Below are 18,738 nucleotides of genomic sequence, written 5' to 3'. Positions count from 1 at the left end.
CGCACCTCGTTGCCGCTGTTGTTGAATGTTGGCACCTTGCCGGACTCAAGCTTGAAATCGCCGGTGATCATGGAAGCCGACAACGATGGCGAAGGCCCGGAATTCAATGTGGCTAATCTGACTGCCAACGCAGTCGCTCGCATAGATGTCTGGCCGTTGATAGCTACCGGTCAGCGTATGTGGATGCGTCTGACCGGAACCAATGCCAACGACACTCCGTACATCAACGATATTGCACCTGGGGATCCTGTCACTCAGCCGTTGATCGATAGGGGCTACCAAAATCGTGGACTCACTCAAGCAGCAATGAAAAACCTGAAAGATGGCAGTGACTTGACCATCGAGTGCAAAACGACGTTCAACAAGAGCACGAATGAAAGCGAGGCGGTGCCCTTCCCCGTGCGCACTTACACGATCAAAGCGCTTGAGGATGTGCGCCCCGACATTACCCGAGTGGAAGACTCCAAAGGGAATGAGATTCTCCCGGGCGCCACGACCGTTGACACTTCGATCAAGCTTGAAGGGAAAGGGGCTAAAGGTCAGAAAGTACTGATCAAAGACGGCAACATCGAGATAGGCATTGCCGACGTCGATCCACAGAGTGGTGACTGGGAGTTTCCGGTGACGGGGCTGGCCCTTGTCTCCCATAGTTTCACCGCCACTGCCCAGTACGGCAATGGGCAGATATCGGATCCGTGGGTCGTGGTCGTGACCGCTCCTACCGCGCCAACTATCACTCGGGTGGAAAACTCCAAAGGGGAAGAAATTCTCCCGGGCGCCACGACCGTTGACACTTCGATCAAGCTTGAAGGGAAAGGGGCTAAAGGTCAGAAAGTCCTGATCAAGGACGGCAATATCGAAATAGGCACGGCCGACATCGATCCACAGAGTGGTGACTGGGAGTTCCCGGTGACGGGGCTGAGCGCCGACACCCATAGTTTCACCGCTACTGCGATGTATGGCAGCGGGCAGGTGTCGGATCCGCCGCGGATCGTGGTCGTGGTGGCTGCCGACACACCGGCCATCACATCAGTAAAAGACGAGAGCAACTGGAACATCCGCGAAAACGGTTACACCGTGCGCACCAGCGTCACGCTCACTGGCTCCGCGCCGGCCGGCCAGGAGGTGGAAGTTTTCCTCGGTGCGGTCTCCAAAGGCAAGGCAAAGGCAAGCAGCAACTCTATTTGGACCCGTACCGTGAGCGGGTTATTGCTGGACGTGCTGCATACCTTCAAGGCCATTGGTCAATACGCAAATAACCCGCCGTCGAATACCTGGCGCCTGACCGTGTTGAATGGGGTCGTGCCGGCCATCACCGGTGCGGAGGATTCCAAAGGGCAGCCAATCAGCAATGATGGAAGCACTGTTGACACCACTGTTCGTCTGAGGGGGACGGCGACCAAGTATCTTGAGGTGGAAATTTTCGACGGTAACAGCTCCACTGGCAAAAGGGTCGAGGCCAATGGAAATGGCATATGGACGGTTGAACTGACCGGGCTGACACGTACGAAGCATGTGTTCAAAGCCAAGGCGTTGTATGGCAGCGGGACGGAGTCGGGGGAGTGGGCGGTGAACGTGGTGGCAGCTGCTGCTCCCACGATCACCTCAGTGCAAGACGAAAGCAAATGGAACATCCCCGATAACGGCTATACCGTGCACACCAGTATCACGCTCGAGGGCTCCGCGCCGGCCGGCGAGGAGGTGGAAGTTTTCCTCGGTACGGTTTCCAAAGGCAAAGCCAAGGCAGAGAGCAACTCCATCTGGACCCGTACCGTGAGCGGGTTATCACTGGACGTGTTGCATACCTTCAAGGCCATTGGTCAATACGCAAATAAACCGCCGTCGAATACCTGGCGCCTGACCGTGTTGAATGGGGTCGTGCCGGCCATCACCGGTGCGGAGGATTCCAAAGGGCAGCCAATCAGCAATGATGGAAGCACTGTTGACACCACTGTTCGTCTGAGGGGGACGGCGACCAAGTATCTTGAGGTGGAAATTTTCGACGGTAACAGCTCCACTGGCAAAAAGGCCCTGGCCAATGAGAATGGCATATGGACCGTTGAACTGACCGGGCTAACACGTACGAAGCATGTGTTCAAAGCCAAGGCATTGTATGGCAGCGGGACGGAGTCGGGAGAGTGGGCGGTAAACGTGGTGGCAGCTGCTGCACCCACGATCACCTCAGTGCAAGACGAAAGCAAATGGAACATCCCCGATAACGGCTATACCGTGCACACCAGTATCGCGCTCGAGGGCTCCGCGCCGGCCGGCGAGGAGGTGGAAGTTTTCCTCGGTGCGGTCTCCAAAGGCAAGGCCAAGGCAGAGAGCAACTCTATCTGGACCCGTACCGTGAGCGGGTTATCGCTGGATGTGTTGCATACCTTCAAGGCCATTGGTCAATACGCAAATAACCCGCCGTCGAATCCCTGGCGCCTGACCGTGTTGAATGGGGTCCAGCCGGCCATCACCGGTGCGGAGGATTCCAAAGGGCAGCCAATCAGCAATGATGGAAGCACCGGTGACACCACTGTTCGTCTGAGGGGGACGGCGAACAAGTATCTTGAGGTGGAAATTTTCGACGGTAACAGCTCCACTGGCAAAAAGGCCCTGGCCAATGAGAATGGCATATGGACCGTTGAACTGACCGGGCTAACACGTACGAAGCATGTGTTCAAAGCCAAGGCGTTGTATGGCAGCGGGACGGAGTCGGGAGAGTGGATAGTGAACGTGGTCGATCTCGTTGACCTCGTCGAAGACTTTCAGTCATATCCGCAGTACGTACATCTCAGAAACCCAGGGGAATCCATAGAGGGGACGAACACCAAGGTAACGCTTAATGCAACCCTCGGGGGTGCCCGCCCCGATCATTCAGTTCTCGTGCCCCCAGAAAGCCGGCTGGTCCTACGGGCCTGTTCGTCTACCAAGACTAGTGAAAACATACTTGCGTACTCATTAGCACTGAAACAAGGGCGTGCCAAGAGTGCGATAATCAGCGGACTCTATATAGGATTTGTGCGTGGCCACATCAAGCTTGAGCTCCTACAGGGCGATGAATTGGTGGAATCAACAGTGCTCTTCGAGGGGAACGGCAATGGCGGTTATCTTCCAATTGACAAGGAAATCGCTCCACTTAATGGCCAAGCATTCGATACACTCAAGTTCGAGTTCAAGGCGATGACTTTTGATGACCACGTAACTTGGTTTGATATAAAAACCGTCACTTTCAAAAGCTGAAACCCCCTCTAACATTCACACCAATGAAAGGGGCGCCGGTTAATAACAGGAGGCCCCCGGCACTTAAGGTCAGAGGAAATCACTTTTCCAAGAGTTTCACTGACATGAAAACCGGTAATCCACGCTAAGCGCCTCTCCTTGATGGGGAGGTGCTTAGTACTTGCGCCTAAAGCTGGTTTATTTTCGATGAGCTGAAGTGAATACAGGAGGTTATTGGGGGTAACGCTTTCCCACGAAAGTGTTACCCCGATCAATTGATCCCGATAACAGCTTTATCCGAATACTTACCTCCATTACACAAAACATATGCAGGCCAATTCTTGGGCTGCGAAAACAATCTGGAATAAGGCGGGACAAGGGGACGAATTTATTTAATAGACTCACGCCTAGAACGCATCTTTGCCGGGCACTTAACCCGTGACCAATGCAGATCCACTGTGGGAGCGGGCTTGCTCGCGAAGAGGCCAGAACTGTCAGCGCCTATTCCTTGGGCACAACATTATCCAGCACCTGATTCACCGCCAACTCCCCCAGCATCACCACCTGCGCAATGCCCAACACCTTGTTACGACTCGGCCCCTCCAGCGTGCCGGCGAAATCGCCGAGCATGACCGTGGCCGAGGCCAGGGATTCGCAGGCGTTGGCCAGCAGGGATTCGGTGTCGGTTTGCGGGTTGACCATGAACATGCTGCTGGGGGTGTACGGCGTTGCCATGATTTGCGCGGGTGCGAGGTAATGGTCGAGGGCGCGTTCGGCGGCTTCGTGGAGTTTTCTGGAGTTGAGGGATTCGTAGGGTGATACCGATTCTGTGATTGGCGGATTGGGTGGGGTTTCGGACATCAGCGGGAACTCCGATCGACGTACTTTGAATGAATGACGGCCTGTAGGAGCTGCCGAAGGCTGCGATCTTTTGATCTTGTTTTTTAAAAGCAACATCAAAAGATCGCAGCCTTCGGCAGCTCCTACAGGGGGACCGGGCTACTAGTTCGGCACGCGGCGGCCGTCCAGTACCCGGTTGACCATCAGTTCACTGAGCATGATCACCTGATGCAGCATCAGCATGGCCCGGCGCTGTGGGTTGTCGATGGAGTCGCCGATATCGCGGGCCATGTCACTGGCGGCGGCCAGGGATTCACAGGCTTCGACGAGCAAGGTTTCTTCATCCACCTCGGGGTCGATGAGGAAGATTCTGTTCGCCTTGCATGACGAGGTTGAAGGGATCGAGATCTTCAGTGCGCCGGGGTTGAGGTAGAAGTTGATGGCGCGGTCGGTTGCCGCTTTTATCTTCTGCGGGTCGAGGGCCGGGTCGTACGGGATCGAGGTATCCGGGGGGTTGGGCGTGGCTTTGAACATAGGTGACTCGCTGTTTTGAATAAGTGAGGAGCCATCACTCTCGCTACCAAACGAAGGGTGGCGGCCATTTGTGGGTTGGTAGACCGGTCAAAACAGTAAACCCGGCGCTCCCGAAGGAGCCCCACGCATGGCCACCATAAAAGCAGAGCCCCAAAAACGGACCTGTAATGTGGCGCACGACTGTAATGAAACGGGCTACCAAACCCGATCACTGATTTTCAGTGACAGGGAAACGATATAGCCCGCCCCATAGCCGTGTAAGCCGGCGGATTCTGGCGTACGCGTAGGTAACGGCGCAAGGCGTTGTAGCCGGTATGGCGTAACGGTTCGTGTACTTTAAACGTGGTTGCGGGGTGATGTTTATTTGCGGGGTTTGCTCTGTTGTTTTGATTTTGTCTGGTAGGCCGTTTTCGCGAGCAAGCCCGCTCCCACAGTTGGAATGCGTGCATTCAGGTGGGAGGTTGGTCGGGTGGTAGGCCGCCATCGCTGGCAAGCCAGCTCCCACCATTTGACCGAGTGCATTCAGTTGGGGATTGGTCGACTGTGAGGCCGCTTTCGCGAGCAGGCTCGCTCCCACAGTTGGAATGCGTGCATTCAGGTGGGAGGTTGGTTGGCTGGGAGGCCGCCATCGCTGGCAAGCCAGCTCCCACCATTTGACTGAGTGCATTCAGTTGGGGATTGGTCGGCTGTGAGGCCGCTTTCGCGAGCAGGCTCGCTCCCACAGTTGGAATGAGTGCATTCAGGTGGGAGGTTGGTCGGCTGGGAGGCCGCCATCGTTGGCAAGCCAGCTCCCACAATTTGACCGAGTGCATTCAGTCAGGGATTGGTCGACTGTGAGGCCGCTTTCGCGAGCAGGCTCGCTCCCACAGTTGGAATGAGTGCATTCAGGTGGGAGGTTGGTCGGCTGGGAGGCCGCCATCGTTGGCAAGCCAGCTCCCACAGTTGGAGTGTGTACATTCAGTTGGGGTTTGGTCGGCTGGGAGGCCGCTTTCGCGAGCAGGCTCGCTCCCACAGGAGAGCTTTGTTGTTCACAAAATGCTGATCACCCTAAATCCAATGTGGGAGCGAGCCTGCTCGCGAAGGCTGACGCACTGGCAACCCATCTCTCCAGACAGAAAAAACCCGCCGCCCCGATCAACCGGAACGGCGGGTTTTGTCGTTTCAGGCCTTGATCACACTGTGTCCACTTTCAGCGAATGATCATTGAGCATGCCGCTGATGATCGTCGCCGTGTCGTGCCCGCCGGCTACCACTCCACCCGCCCCCGGGGTCACGCCGTAGTGGCTGGCGAGGTTGACGCCGGCCAAGTCGATGGTCTGGTTCGGCGTGGCGCCGGCCAGCGCGCTGACGTCGATGCTGGTGAGAACCGAGGCGCCGCTGCCGGTGACGGTGAAGTGCAGATAGTCGTCCAGCGACGCGGTGGTGCCGTTTTCACCTTGCAGCAGTTGCGACAGGTCGAGCTTGTCGGTGCCGGGGGTGAAATCGGTGATGGTGTCGTGGCCGGTGTTGCCCTTCAGGTACTGGAAGGTGTCCGCGCCGGCCCCGCCCGTCAGGGTGTTGTTGCCCATGCCGCCGATCAGCAGGTCATCACCGCCGCCACCGTTGAGGATGTCATTGCCCAGGCCGCCGTTGATCACGTTGTTATTGTTGTCGCCGGTCAGGGTGTCGTTGAAGTTCGAGCCGACCAGGTTTTCGATATTGCTGATCGTGTCGGTGCCGGCGCCGATGGTGTTCTGCGCACCGAGCAGACCGAGGTTGACCGTGACCCCGGCGGTGGCGTGGGCATAGCTGACCGTGTCGATGCCGGTGCCGCCGTCGAGAATGTCGTTGCCCGGGCCGCTGTAGAGCAAGTCGTTGCCCGCACCGCCGTGCATCTCGTTGTTGCCGGAACCGGCGGTCAGTACGTCGTTGCCGTCGCCGCCATTGAGGATGTTGTTGCCGGTGCCCGCCACCAGAATGTCATCCCCGGCAGTACCGGTGAGGGTGTGGCCATCCTGATAGGTGATGCTGACGTTGGCGGTGTCGCTGCCGCCATGGTTGTCGTTGGCGGTGTAGATGCCGTTGAAATCCGGCGTCACGTCGTGGGCGCCGGCGTAGTTGACCGTCATGGTCAGTTGATAGTTTTCCGCTGCCGTCGGATTGCTGCCGCTGGTGTTGCTGATGTTGGTCACGTGGATCTGGTAGGTGCCATCGGCACCGGCAGTGATGGTGCCGCCGTCAGCGATGCTGACGAACGCGCCGCCGTTGACCGAGTACTCCATGGTGACGTGGCCGGCCGCGAGGTTGTGATCCAGGTTCAGCGTTTCGCCCTGTTTCAGTTTGACGGTGATCAGGTCCTCATCGTTGGCATTGGCATTGGTCACCGCACCGAGGTAACCGCTGACCACCAGCACTGCGGTCATCGCGGCGGTGTTGGCGGCGAATGCAGCGCGTACGTCGGCCAGGTTTTGGTTGGCGGCGGTGTTGCCGGTGCCGGCGAAGTTGATCGCGCCGGTGCCGGTGAAGTCCGCGCCCTTGGCCACCCATCCGGTGTTGAAGCTGGTCGGCGAAGCGTTGAGCGTGTCGCCGTCCGGATCGGTGTCGTTGTCCAGCAACAATTCGCCCGGCACGGTGATGTTGCTCGACAGCACGTTGGTGATGACGTGGTCGTCCGTCGCCACCGGTGGCGAATTGGGGATCACTTTCACCGTCAGCGTCGAGCTGGCAAGGTCGCCGTCGTTATCGCTGAGGGTGAAGCCGATGTTCTCGGTGATCACCGTGGTCGTGGTTTTTTGCGAGGTGTAGCTGTAGTCACCGGTGTCCAGGTTGATCACCAGCGTGCCGCTGTTGTTGGTGGCGATGCTGATCGTGTTGTTCACGGTGTTGAAGGTGCCGTGGTTGGTGCCGCCGCTTGCGGTCAGCGAACCCTGGCCGCTGTTGGCGCGCGGGTCATAGGTGTAGGTGGTGCCGTCGACCACGATGGATTTGATGAAACCGCCATCGGCGCCGAAGGTACCGCCCTCGCCCAGCAGCGAACCGGTGACCGGCGCGCCTTCGACGGTGCCCGAGAGCACCGAGTTGAGCTGATTGAGATCTGTGACCACCACCGCGTTAGTGTTGGTGTGGCTGATGCCGTCATAGGCCAGCGGATCGAGGTTGGCGTTGCTCACGCCGCTGCCCAGACCGATGGCGTAGTTCTTGATGTTGTTGGCATCGAGGAAGTTTTTCAGCGCGGCTTCGTCGGCAGCGTTGATGTCGCCTTCGTTGGGTTTGCCGTCGGAGAAGAAGTAGCCGACGTTCTGCGCCCCGGTGAGTTTGCCCGAGGTGTTGAACGCGGTCTGCATCACCGCCACGGCAGCGTCGTAGTTGGTACCGCCACCGGCGGTGAGGCCAGCGAGTATGGACTTGGCCGTCGCCACATCGACCCACACCGAAGTCCGGTCAGTGGCATTACTGCTGAAGGTGACGAGTTGTACCTTCACATCGCCAAGATCATCGTACTTGTCGAGCAAGGCACTGATGGCCTGCTTGGCCAGCGCCAGCCGTGACAGCCCCGGTACACCGGAGGCGTCGGCCATACTGCCGGAGATGTCGAGGACGATCAGCAGGTTGGAATCGATCTCCACCGCCGCCACCGAACGATCCGACGCCACGGCTTTGGGCACGTCATCGACGATGTTGACCACAATCGTGCTGGTGGTGCTGTTGCCCAGCGCATCGGTGGCTTTGTAGGTAAAACTTTCGCTCAGGGTGTTGGCGCCGTCGTTGGCGTTCGGCGTGGTTTTCGGTGCCGAGGTCAGGGTGTAAGTGTAAGTGCCGTCGGCGTTGAGCTGGATCTGCCCGTAAGTGCCGGTGGCGCTGCCGACCAGGGTGTAGGTGAGCGCCCCGCTGCCGCCAGTGACCGCACCGACCAGTGTGCCGGTGGCGGTTTCGCCGGTGTTGCTCGGGTCGCTGCCGGTGACCGTGCCGGGGGCCAGGTCTTGGCCGTCCTTGGTCAGGTCGAGGGCTTTTTCGTAGACCGTCACGTCCTGATCGACCGACGCAATCAGTTTGCTGTCGGCGACGTTGATGGTGATGGTGGTGGTGCTTTCGTCGCCGTCACCGTCGCGGATGGTATAGGTGAACGTGTCGGTGGCGCCCGGTGGGCTCACCGAGTTCGGGTTGCTGTGGTAGATGGCGTTACCCGCCGCGTCCAGGGTCAGGTAGCCGTAGGTGCCGTTGATGTTGCTGTTGAGGCCGCCGATCGCCGAGGTCGCGGTATTGCTGCCGGCACGCACGCCGACCACTGCCCCGCCCGCCGCTGCGCCATCGGCGCCAGTGACGTCGTTGCCGAGCACGCTGATATTGACCGTGCCGCCCTCCGCCACCGAGCCGGTGTCGGCCTTGGCGGTCGGCAGGTCATCGATGATGTTGACGTTGATCTGGCCGCTGGCGGTGCTGCCATCGGTGTCAGTCGCGACCACGTTGAAGTTTTCGGTGAGGCTGTTGGCGCCGTTGCCGGTCGGGTGATTTTCGTTATCCACCAGGGTGTAGCTGTAACTGACCACGCCGGTCGCCGGGTTGTAACCGGTGACGGTGAACGTACTGCCCAGCGGCGACACCACCGATTGCGGGAAGCCTGCGGCGACCCCGTTGGTCACGACGGCAATGCCACCGACAGTGAGGGTTTGCAGGCCATCCAGGGCCGTGACGGTGAACGTACCGCTCTGGGTCAGCGCCGGAGTATCGGGGCTGGTGCCGTCACTGAGGTTTTTCTCGTAGACGGTGAGTTCGCCGCCATTGACGTCGAGGCCGTTGAGCACCACCGGATCGTCGTTGTTGTGGATGTTCAGCACCAGGTTCGCGGTGCTGGTATCGCCGTCAGCATCGGTGAGGGTGTAGGTGAATGTCTCGGTGCCGTTTCCACCGCCGTGCAGCGCTTTGAAGTCGGCGTCAGCCGGGTTGAGCGTGTAGGTGTAAGTGCCGTTGGCATTGAGCACCAGCGTGCCGTAAGTCCCGGTGAAGGTACCGGCGGTGATCGGCCCGGCATTCGGTCCGGTGGCGACCACGTCCGCGCCCTGCACGTCGTTGCTCAGCACGTTGCCGGTCAGGGTCAGCTGGGTTTCCGAGGCACTGGTGGCGTTGCTGTCGTTCATCGCCTTGGGCACGTCATCGACAATGCTGACAACGATGGTGCTGGTGACCACATTGCCCAGCGAATCGGTGGCCTGATAGGTGAAGGTTTCAGTCAGGGTATTGGCCCCGTCGTCGGCATGTGGTGTGGTGGTCGCGGGCGAGGTCAGGGTGTAGGTGTAAGTGCCGTTGGGGTTGAGCACGATCTGCCCGTAATTGCCGGTGGCACTGCCGACCAGCGCATAGCTGATGGCGCCGACCGCACCGGTGACCGAACCGACCAGTGTGCCGGAGGCGGTTTCACCCGTATTGGTCGGGTCGCTGCCGGTGACCGTACCGGGGGCCAGATCGGCGCCGTCCTTGGTCAGGTCGAGGGCTTTTTCGTAGACGGTGACGTCGGTGTCGCTGGTCGCATACAGCTTGCTGTTGGCGACATCGATGGTGATGGTGGTGGTGCTTTCATCGCCATCGGAATCGCGCACGGTGTAGGTGAACACATCCACCGCACCGGGGCCGTTCACGGCATTGGGGTTGCTGTGATAGACCGCGTTGCCGTTGGCGTCCAGCGTCAGGTAACCGTAGGTGCCATTGATGTTGCTGTTGAGGCCGCCGATGGCCGAGGTGGATGTGTCGGAGCCGGCTCGCACACCGACTACCGCGCCGGTCACCGCCGGGCCGTCGGCGCCGCCGATGTCATTGTCGAGCACGTTGCCGCTGACGGTGCCGCCCTCCGCCACCGACGCGGCATCGGCATGCGCGCTCGGCAGGTCATCGATGATGTTGACGTTGATCTGGCCGCTGGCGGTGCTGCCGTCAGTGTCAGTCGCCACCACGTTGAAGTTCTCGCTGATGCTGTTGGCGCCGTTGCCGTTCGGATGGGTTTCGTTATCGACCAGGGTGTAGCTGTAGCTGACCACGCCGGTCGCCGGGTTGTAGCCGGTGATGGTCAGCGTGCTGCCCAGCGGCGTGACGGTTGATTGCGGGAAGCCTGCGGCCACACCACCGGTGACGACGTTGATGCCGCCCACGGTCAGGGTTTGCAGACCGTCGAGCGCGGTCACGGTGAAGGTACCGCTCTGAGTCAGCGCCGATGCATCGGGACTGGTGCCGTCGCTGAGGTTTTTTTCGTAGACGGTGAGTTCGCCGCCATTCACGTCGAGACCGTTGAGGATCACCGGATCGTCGTTGTTGTGGATCTGCAGGACGAGGTTGGCAGTGCTGGTATCGCCGTCGGAATCAGTGAGGGTGTAGGTGAAATTTTCGGTGCCGTTGCCGCCGCCGTGCAGGTTTTTGAAGTCGGCGTCGTTGGTGTTCAGCGTGTAGGTGTAGGTGCCGTCGGTGTGCAGTTCCAGCGTGCCATAGGTGCCAGTGAACGTACCGGCGGTGACCGGGCCGGTGGGTACGCGGTCGGCGCCTTGCACGTCGTTGGTGAGGACGTTGCCGGTCAGGATCAACTGACTTTCAGACGCGGTGTTGGCGTTGCTGTCGTTCACGGCTTTTGGCAGGTCATCGATGATGTTCACATCGAGGGTTGCGTTAGCGGTGGTGCCGTTGTCGTCCACTACGGTGACGGCGAACTGTTCAGGCAGATTGTTGGCGCCGTTGGCGGTCGGGTGTGCCTCGTTGTCGACCAGGGTGTAGCTGTAGCTGACGACACCGGTGGTCGCGTTGAATCCGTTGATGGTCAACGTGCTGCCCAGCGGTGTGGTGACCGATTGCGGGAAGCCTGCGGCTACACCGTTGGTGACCACGGCGATGCCACCGACGGTCAGGGTCGTCACGCCGTCCAGCGCAGTGATGGTGAACGTGCCGCTTTGGGTCAACGCAGTGGAATCCGGTGCGCTGCCGTCAGTGAGATTTTTCTCGTAGACGGTGAGTTCACCGCCATTGACGTCGAGCCCGTTGATGATCACCGGATCGTCGTTGTTGTGGATCTGCAGGACGAGGTTGGCGGTGCTGGTATCGCCGTCCGAATCGGTGATGGTGTAGGTGAAGGTTTCGGTGCCATTGCCGCCACCGTGCAGGTTTTTGAAGTCGGCGTCGGTGGTGTTCAGCGTGTAGGTGTAGGTGCCGCCGGTGTGTAGTTCCAGGATGCCGTAGGTGCCGGTGAACGTACCGGCGGTGACTGGACCGGTGGGTACGCGGTCGGCGCCTTGCACGTCGTTGGTCAGGACATTGCCGGTGAGGGTCAGATTGGTCTCTGACGCGGTGTTGGCGTTGGAATCGTTCAGCGCTTTTGGCAGGTCGTCGATGATGTTCACATCGAGGGTCGCGTTGGCGGTGGTGCCATTGTCATCCACTACCGTTACGGCGAACTGCTCGGGCAAGTTGTTTGCGCCGTTGGCGGTTGGGTGTGCCTCGTTGTCGATCAACGTGTAGCTGTAACTCACAACACCCGTAGTGGCGTTGAAACCGGTGATGGTCAGCGTGCTGCCCAGCGGTGTAGTGACCGATTGCGGGAAGCCTGCGGCCACGCCGTTGGTGACCACGGCGATGCCGCCGACGGTCAGCGTGGTGACGCCGTCCAGAGCGGTGATGGTGAACGTGCCGCTCTGGGTCAACGCGGTTGAGTCCGGCGCGCTGCCGGTGCTGAGATTTTTTTCGTAAACGGTGAGTTCGCCGCCGTTCACATCCAGGCCACTGATGACCACCGGATCGTCGTTGTTGTGGATCTGCAGAACAAGGTTCGCAGTGCTGGTATCGCCGTCCGAATCGGTGATGGTGTAGGTGAAAGTCTCGGTGCCGTTGCCACCGCCGTGCAGGTTTTTGAAGTCGGCGTCGGTAGTGTTCAGCGTGTAGGTGTAAGTGCCGTCGGTGTGCAGTTCGAGGGTGCCGTAGGTGCCGGTGAAGGTGCCGGCGGTGACTGGACCGGTGGGTACGCGGTCGGCGCCTTGTACGTCGTTGGTCAGTACGTTACCGGTCAGGGTCAACTGAGTTTCCGAAGCGGTGCCAGTGTTGCTGTCATCGATTGCTTTAGGCAGGTCGTCGATCACGTTCACATCAAGCGTTGCATTGGCAGTCGTGCCGTTGTCGTCCACGACGGTGACGGCGAACTGCTCAGGCAAATTGTTGGCGCCATTGGCGGTTGGGTGTGCCTCGTTGTCGACCAGGGTGTAGCTGTAACTCACAACACCGGTGGTGGCATTGAAACCGGTGATGGTCAGCGTGCTGCCCAGCGGTGTAGTCACCGATTGCGGGAAGCCCTCGGCCACGCCGTTAGTGACGACGGCGATGCCGCCCACCGTCAGCGTGGTGACGCCGTCGAGCGCCGTGATGGTAAACGTGCCGCTCTGGGTCAGCGCGCTGGAATCCGGCTCGCTGCCGGTGCCGAGGTTTTTTTCATAAACCGTCAGCTCGCCACCTTCAACGTTCAACCCGTTGATCACCACCGGATCGTCGTTGTTGTGAATCTGCAGAACCAGATTCGCAGTGCTGGTATCGCCGTCCGAATCGGTGAGGGTGTAGGTGAAAGTCTCGGTGCCATTGCCGCCACCGTGCAGCGCTTTGAAGTCTGCGTCGCTGGTGTTCAGGGTGTAGGTGTATGTGCCATTGGCATTCAATACGAGGGTGCCGAAAGTGCCGGTAAAGGTGCCGGCAGTGACCGGGCCGGTGGGCACGCGGTCGGCGCCTTGCACGTCGTTGGTCAGGACGTTGCCGGTCAAGGTCAACTGGGTTTCCGAGGCGGTGTTGGCGTTGCTGTCATTCGCCGCTTTGGGCACGTCATCAATGATGTTGACGTCGAGCGAGCCGGTGGCGCTGTCGCCATTGCTGTCGCTTGCGGTCACCGTGAAATGTTCACTGAGGCTGTTGGCGCCGTCACCGGCCGGATGGGCATCGTTGCCGTTGAGGGTGTAGCTGTAGCTGACTACGCCGGTGCTGGCGTTATACCCGGTGATGGTCAGGGTGTTGCCCAGTTGTGTGGTGATCGACTGCGGGAAACCGGCCGCCACACCAGCGCTGATCACGTTGATACCGCCGATGTTCAGGCTGCTCAGACCGTCCGGCGCCGACACCGTGAAGCTGCCGCTCTGGGTCAGCGCGCCGGGGTTGGCAGAGGAGCCGGCAGGCAGGTTGGCTTCGTTGAGGGTCAGCTCACCGCCAGGCACGGCAAGGCCACTGAGGGTCACCAGGTTGTTGATCGGCGGCGGCACGATCGGCGTGTTGTCGCCATTGTCGATGACTGCGTTATGCCGCTCTTCGGGAAACTCGGGGATGCCGTTGAAACCGGCGGTCGGGAAGCCGATCACCGGATCCACGCGCCCACCGACTTCCGTCAGCAGCACAAAACTGTGGCCGCCACCCAGCTCACCTGGCGCGCCGCCCGGTGCATTCGGGCCGGCGGCGGTGGCCTCTGCCGCTTTGGTCGGGTCTTCGCCGGCGGCGATGGCTTTCTGAATCTGCTCGACATCGGTCAGTTGCGCTTCGCTCGGCGTCAGCGCTTCAGGGGAATCAATGTGCACCGCCTGATTGGCCAGCAGCTGCCCGGACATGGTCATGCTGCTGTCGCGGCCCAGGGTCAACTCGTGGCCATTTTGCAGATGAATGGCGACGGCACCTTCTGCGCCGGTGATCACTTGATCGCCGGCAAACAAGCGGTCGCCCTCGACCAGGGCGCGGCGCGTGCCGTCGGTGCCCTGCGCAAAAACCTGACCAATGACTTTAGTGACTGTCCCGATGAGCGTTGCCATGTGAATTCCTCCGCTGCCGACCACCGTCGGCACTGGTTCGCGAAGCAGCCCATGGCTCAATCGGGTTGTCGGGGCGACGCTCGGACCTCGACAGTTCGTTTCGCAGGTTGCGCAAACGAGGAAACTTCAGTGCTTTCAAGCACTTCAGAATCCTGATCAATGCAGCGAACCCACTAACGCTACGTAACGGTGGTGAATCACCCGAGTGACAAAAATCTGTCGCTCATCTGCCGCTACGCGTCCCTCCCCTTCAGCAGTACTTCGCCGTATGTCGCAAAGTGAATGGAACTTTCCTCAAGCCTTTTTGTGCTCCCTAAAGCGCATGAAACAAAGGCTTTCGATCTGAACAATGTGCTGGTTTTCGCCAAGCGCATAAGTTTTTTTCGGCATAAGCCTTATGAAAATTTTTTCTTAGCTACGCTTCAGGATGTTCTTAGCTCTGTTGTTACAAGAGTGAAACGCTTACACCTCAAATTATCGTCAAATATTTGGCGACAGTAACGCACCATCAGGACCAGGGAGATGCACCCCATGCGCGTTTTAACCCCCCTCTGCAGCGCGGTTTTGCTGGCCATGGCTTGCACTTCCCAAGCCCAGGCCATGAATCTGACCGAAGCGATTCAAAGCACCATCGCCACCCACCCGGACCTCGCCTCGCGCGTGGACGCCAAACTGTCCGCCGATGAACAGGTGAAAGTGGCCAAGGGTGGCTTCTATCCGTCCGTCGATCTGAATGCCGCTTACGGGCGCGGTTACAGCGACAACACCAATACCCGGGCTTTCGGTAATCACCACACCGAAATCCTCAATTACACCCAGTCGGAGCTACGGCTGCGGCAAATGATCTTCGACGGCTTCAACACCGCCAACGAGGTCGAGCGCACCAAGGGCGTTTCCAACTCGCGCGCTTACTACGCGCAAGGCACCGCTCAGGATCTGGCGCTGCGTACCATCGAGGTCTACCTCGAAGTGCTCAAGCGCCGTGAACTGGTGACGCTGGCCCGGAACAACCTGCAAGCGCACTTGCGCGTCAACGATCAGATCGGCCTGCGCACCCAGCGCGGCATCGGCAGCACCGCCGACTCCGATCAGTCGGTGGCCCGTAAGGCGCTGGCGCAGAACAACCTCGACACCGCCGAAGTCGATCTGGCCGACGCCGAATCGAATTTCTACGCCGTGGTCGGGCGCATGCCCGATGAACTGGAAGCACCACCGTCGACTCGCGGCGAAATCCCCACCAGCCTGCCGGAAGCCCAGCAGAGCATGGTCGAGAACAACCCGTACCTGAAATCCGCGCAGGCGGACGTGCAGTCGGCCGAGAGCCAGTACGAAGTCGCCAAGTCGCCGTTCTACCCGCGTTTCGACGCCGAAGCGGCGGTGGGTGCGAACAACAACGTGCAAGGCGATGAAGGCCACGACAACGAATGGCGCGTCGGCGTGATCATGAATTACAACCTGTTCCGTGGTGGCAGCGACAAGGCTCGTCTGGCCTCCGATGCGCACCAGATCAATCAGGCGATGGACATCCGCAACAACGCCTTGCGTCAGTTGAACGAGAACATTCACCTGGCGTGGAACGCCATGGTCAACGCGAACAAACAGACCCCGACCGCCCGTGAATACGCCGAGACCACCAAACGTGTACGTGCGGCGTATCAGGATCAGTTCGGCCTCGGCCAACGCACCCTGCTCGACTTGCTCGACAGTGAAAACGAGCTTTACAACGCCAACCGCCGCTACACCGAAATCCGCTACACCGAGGAATATTCGATGTACCGCGTGCTGGCGAACATGGGCCAGTTGCTGAGCAAGCAACGGGTGGTGCTGCCGGCGGATGCCATTGCGGCGACCGAAGTCAAAAACGAAGCACGCCTGCCTGAGCTGAAGTAAGTCCCACGACCCTTTGTGGCGAGGGAGCTTGCTCCCGCTGGGTTGCGCAGTGACCCCAAAGATTTGAGCAGCAATGAGTTCCATGGGGCTGCTGCGCAGCCATCGGGGATAAATCCCCTCGCCACAGGTTGGACCAGTCATTACAGGGGCGATCAATATGACCAGCATGGCCGAAGGCGGACACTCCGGGATTGATCCGCGGCTGAGCTTCGATGACCCGTTACTCGACGGTCTGCTGATCCTCTGCAAACTCCACGGCGCGACGGTCAGTCGTGCAAGCCTGAGTGCCGGGCTGCCCCTGAACAAGCAACGTCTGAGCCTGGATCTGCTGCCCCGTGCGGCGGCCCGGGCCGGTTTGCAGGCGCGCTTGTTGCGCCGCGAACTGAAGGATATTTCCGCGCTGAATCTGCCGATTCTGTTGCTGCTCAAGGATGGGCGCACCGCCGTCCTGCGGCGTTTCGCCGACGACGGCAAGGCGCTGATCCTGCCCAGCGAAGCCGATGGCGGCGAGCAATGGGTCGAGCGCGAAGAACTCGCCGAACACTACAGCGGCCAGGCCTTGTTCGCCCGGCCGCGCCACGAACTTGAAGACTTGCGTTCACCGCTGGTGCCGCGAGTGCATGCCTGGTTTCGCGACACTCTCAATCTGTCGAAATGGCTGTACAGCGATGCGATCCTCGCCAGCTTTCTGATCAACCTTTTAGGCCTGATGGTGCCGCTGTTCGTCATGCAGACCTACGACCGCGTGGTGCCGAATCAGGCCACGTCGACCCTGTGGGTGTTGGCGATCGGCCTGCTGATCGGCACCGGTTTCGAACTGGTGCTGCGGGTGGTGCGCGCGCACCTGCTGGATACCGCCGGGAAGAAAACCGATGTGATCCTTTCCGCGACTTTATTTGAACGCATCACCGGTATGGCGATGAAGGCACGGCCGGCAACCATCGGCGGTTTCGCCCAGAGCATTCATGACTTTCAGGGCCTGCGCGAATTCCTCACCGCCGTGACCCTGACCAGCCTGATCGACCTGCCGTTCGTGGTGTTGATGCTGGTGGTGATCGGTCTGCTCGGTGGCTGGCTGGTGGTGATTCCGCTGCTGGCGTTTCCAATCACGATCATATTTGCTCTGGCGATTCAGGTGCGCCTGCGTGACACCGTGCAGAAAAGCCTCAGCCTGGGTGCCGAACGGCAGGCGCTGCTGATCGAAACCCTCGGCGGCCTGGAAACCCTCAAGGCCTGCAGCGCCGAAAGCGAGCGCCAGCACAAATGGGAAAGCACCCACGGCGCCCTCACCCGCCTCGACAGCCACGCACGCAACCTCTCGGCGCTGGCGACCAACGGCACGCTGTTCATCCAGCAGTTTTCCGGGATGGCGACGATCGTCGCCGGGGTCTACAGCATCATCGCCGGCAACCTCAGCGTCGGTGCGCTGGTGGCCAGCTACATGCTCGGCAGCCGGGTGCTCGCGCCGCTGGGGCAGATCGCCGGGCTGATCACCCGCTACCAGCAAGCGCAACTGACCATGAAAAGCACCGACGCGCTGATGGGCCTGCCACAGGAGCGCGACGGCAAGCAGCGGCCGCTGGAACGCACACAGCTGCAAGGCGCGCTGGACGTCAGCGGCGTGACCTTTCACTACAACGGCCAGAATGCGCCGGCGCTGAGCAACGTCAGCTTCAGCATGAAACCCGGCGAGCGAATCGGCATCATCGGCCGCAGCGGCTCGGGCAAAAGCACCCTGGCGCGGCTGGTGATGGGCTTCTATGAACCCGAGGAAGGCCAGTTGCTGCTCGACGGTCTCGACCTGCGGCAACTGGATGTCGCCGACCTGCGCCAGCAGATCGGTTACGTCGCCCATGACCTGCCGCTATTGGCCGGCAGCCTGCGCGACAACCTGACCCTCGGCGCCCGCTACATCAGCGATTCACGCATGCTCGAAGTCGCTGAACTGACCGGCGTCACCGAGCTGGCGCGGCAGCATCCGCAAGGCTTCGACCGGCCGGTAGGCGAACGCGGCCAGCTACTTTCCGGCGGCCAGCGCCAGGCAGTTTTACTCGCCAGAGCATTGTTACTCGACCCACCGATCATGCTGCTCGATGAACCCACCAGCGCCATGGACAACAGCAGCGAAGACCTGCTGCGCCAGAAGCTCCACGGCTGGGTGCAAGGCAAGACATTGCTGCTGGTCACCCACCGCACCTCGATGCTGAGCCTGGTGGATCGGCTGCTGGTACTGGACAACGGCCGGGTCGTCGCCGACGGTCCGAAAGAAGCGGTCATCGATGCACTGCGCAAGGGCCGCGTCGGCTCGGCGGCGGTTTAGATGCGTGCACATAACTCATGGCTCTCACAAAACCTGTGGCGAGGGGATTTATCCCCGATGGGCTGCGCAGCAGCCCCAAAGACTCTGAGGGCGCTTCGCACCCTATCGGGGATAAATCCCCTCACCACAAGTAAGTGTTCCGGGCGACGCATGGGTTGTGCG

Annotated in this window: 6 protein-coding genes; 3 read left to right on the top strand and 3 right to left on the bottom strand. The window is 60.2% G+C overall.

What is annotated here, in order from left to right; genetic code table 11:
• Positions 1–51 precede the first annotated feature (51 nt).
• Positions 52–3,234 (top strand): hypothetical protein, encoded by a 3,183-nt coding sequence (locus tag QRN61_RS25825; RefSeq protein ID WP_285376123.1) that lies wholly within the window; start codon positions 52–54, stop codon positions 3,232–3,234.
• Between the two features lie 480 nt (positions 3,235–3,714).
• On the opposite strand, the gene QRN61_RS25820 is transcribed toward QRN61_RS25825, so the two are convergent.
• The 3 genes from QRN61_RS25820 to QRN61_RS25810 form a co-directional block, all read right to left on the bottom strand.
• Positions 3,715–4,074: a DUF6124 family protein gene (locus tag QRN61_RS25820; protein WP_285376121.1), complete on the bottom strand. Its 360-nt coding sequence runs from the start codon at positions 4,072–4,074 to the stop codon at positions 3,715–3,717.
• A gap of 141 nt (positions 4,075–4,215) precedes the next feature.
• Positions 4,216–4,587: a DUF6124 family protein gene (locus QRN61_RS25815; protein WP_183781751.1), complete on the bottom strand. Its 372-nt coding sequence runs from the start codon at positions 4,585–4,587 to the stop codon at positions 4,216–4,218.
• Positions 4,588–5,759: 1,172 nt separating this feature from the next.
• On the bottom strand, positions 5,760–14,366 hold the full coding sequence (locus QRN61_RS25810) for a retention module-containing protein (RefSeq protein WP_285376118.1): 8,607 nt from the start codon (positions 14,364–14,366) through the stop codon (positions 5,760–5,762).
• Positions 14,367–14,897: 531 nt separating this feature from the next.
• Here QRN61_RS25810 and QRN61_RS25805 point away from each other — a divergent pair.
• Both QRN61_RS25805 and QRN61_RS25800 read left to right on the top strand, forming a co-directional pair.
• Positions 14,898–16,256, top strand: coding sequence for a TolC family outer membrane protein (locus QRN61_RS25805; RefSeq protein ID WP_007962570.1), 1,359 nt, complete (start codon positions 14,898–14,900; stop codon positions 16,254–16,256).
• A gap of 157 nt (positions 16,257–16,413) precedes the next feature.
• Positions 16,414–18,576 carry a type I secretion system permease/ATPase gene (locus tag QRN61_RS25800; RefSeq protein ID WP_285376115.1) on the top strand — a complete coding sequence of 721 codons (2,163 nt, stop codon included), beginning with the start codon at positions 16,414–16,416 and terminating at the stop codon, positions 18,574–18,576.
• Positions 18,577–18,738 lie beyond the last annotated feature (162 nt).

The organism is Pseudomonas sp. lyk4-TYG-107 (assembly GCF_030209055.1).
Classification (GTDB): Bacteria; Pseudomonadota; Gammaproteobacteria; order Pseudomonadales; family Pseudomonadaceae; genus Aquipseudomonas; species Aquipseudomonas putida_A.
Note: the sequence above shows the minus strand (reverse complement) of the source record. Positions and strands in the feature narration are given on the sequence as shown.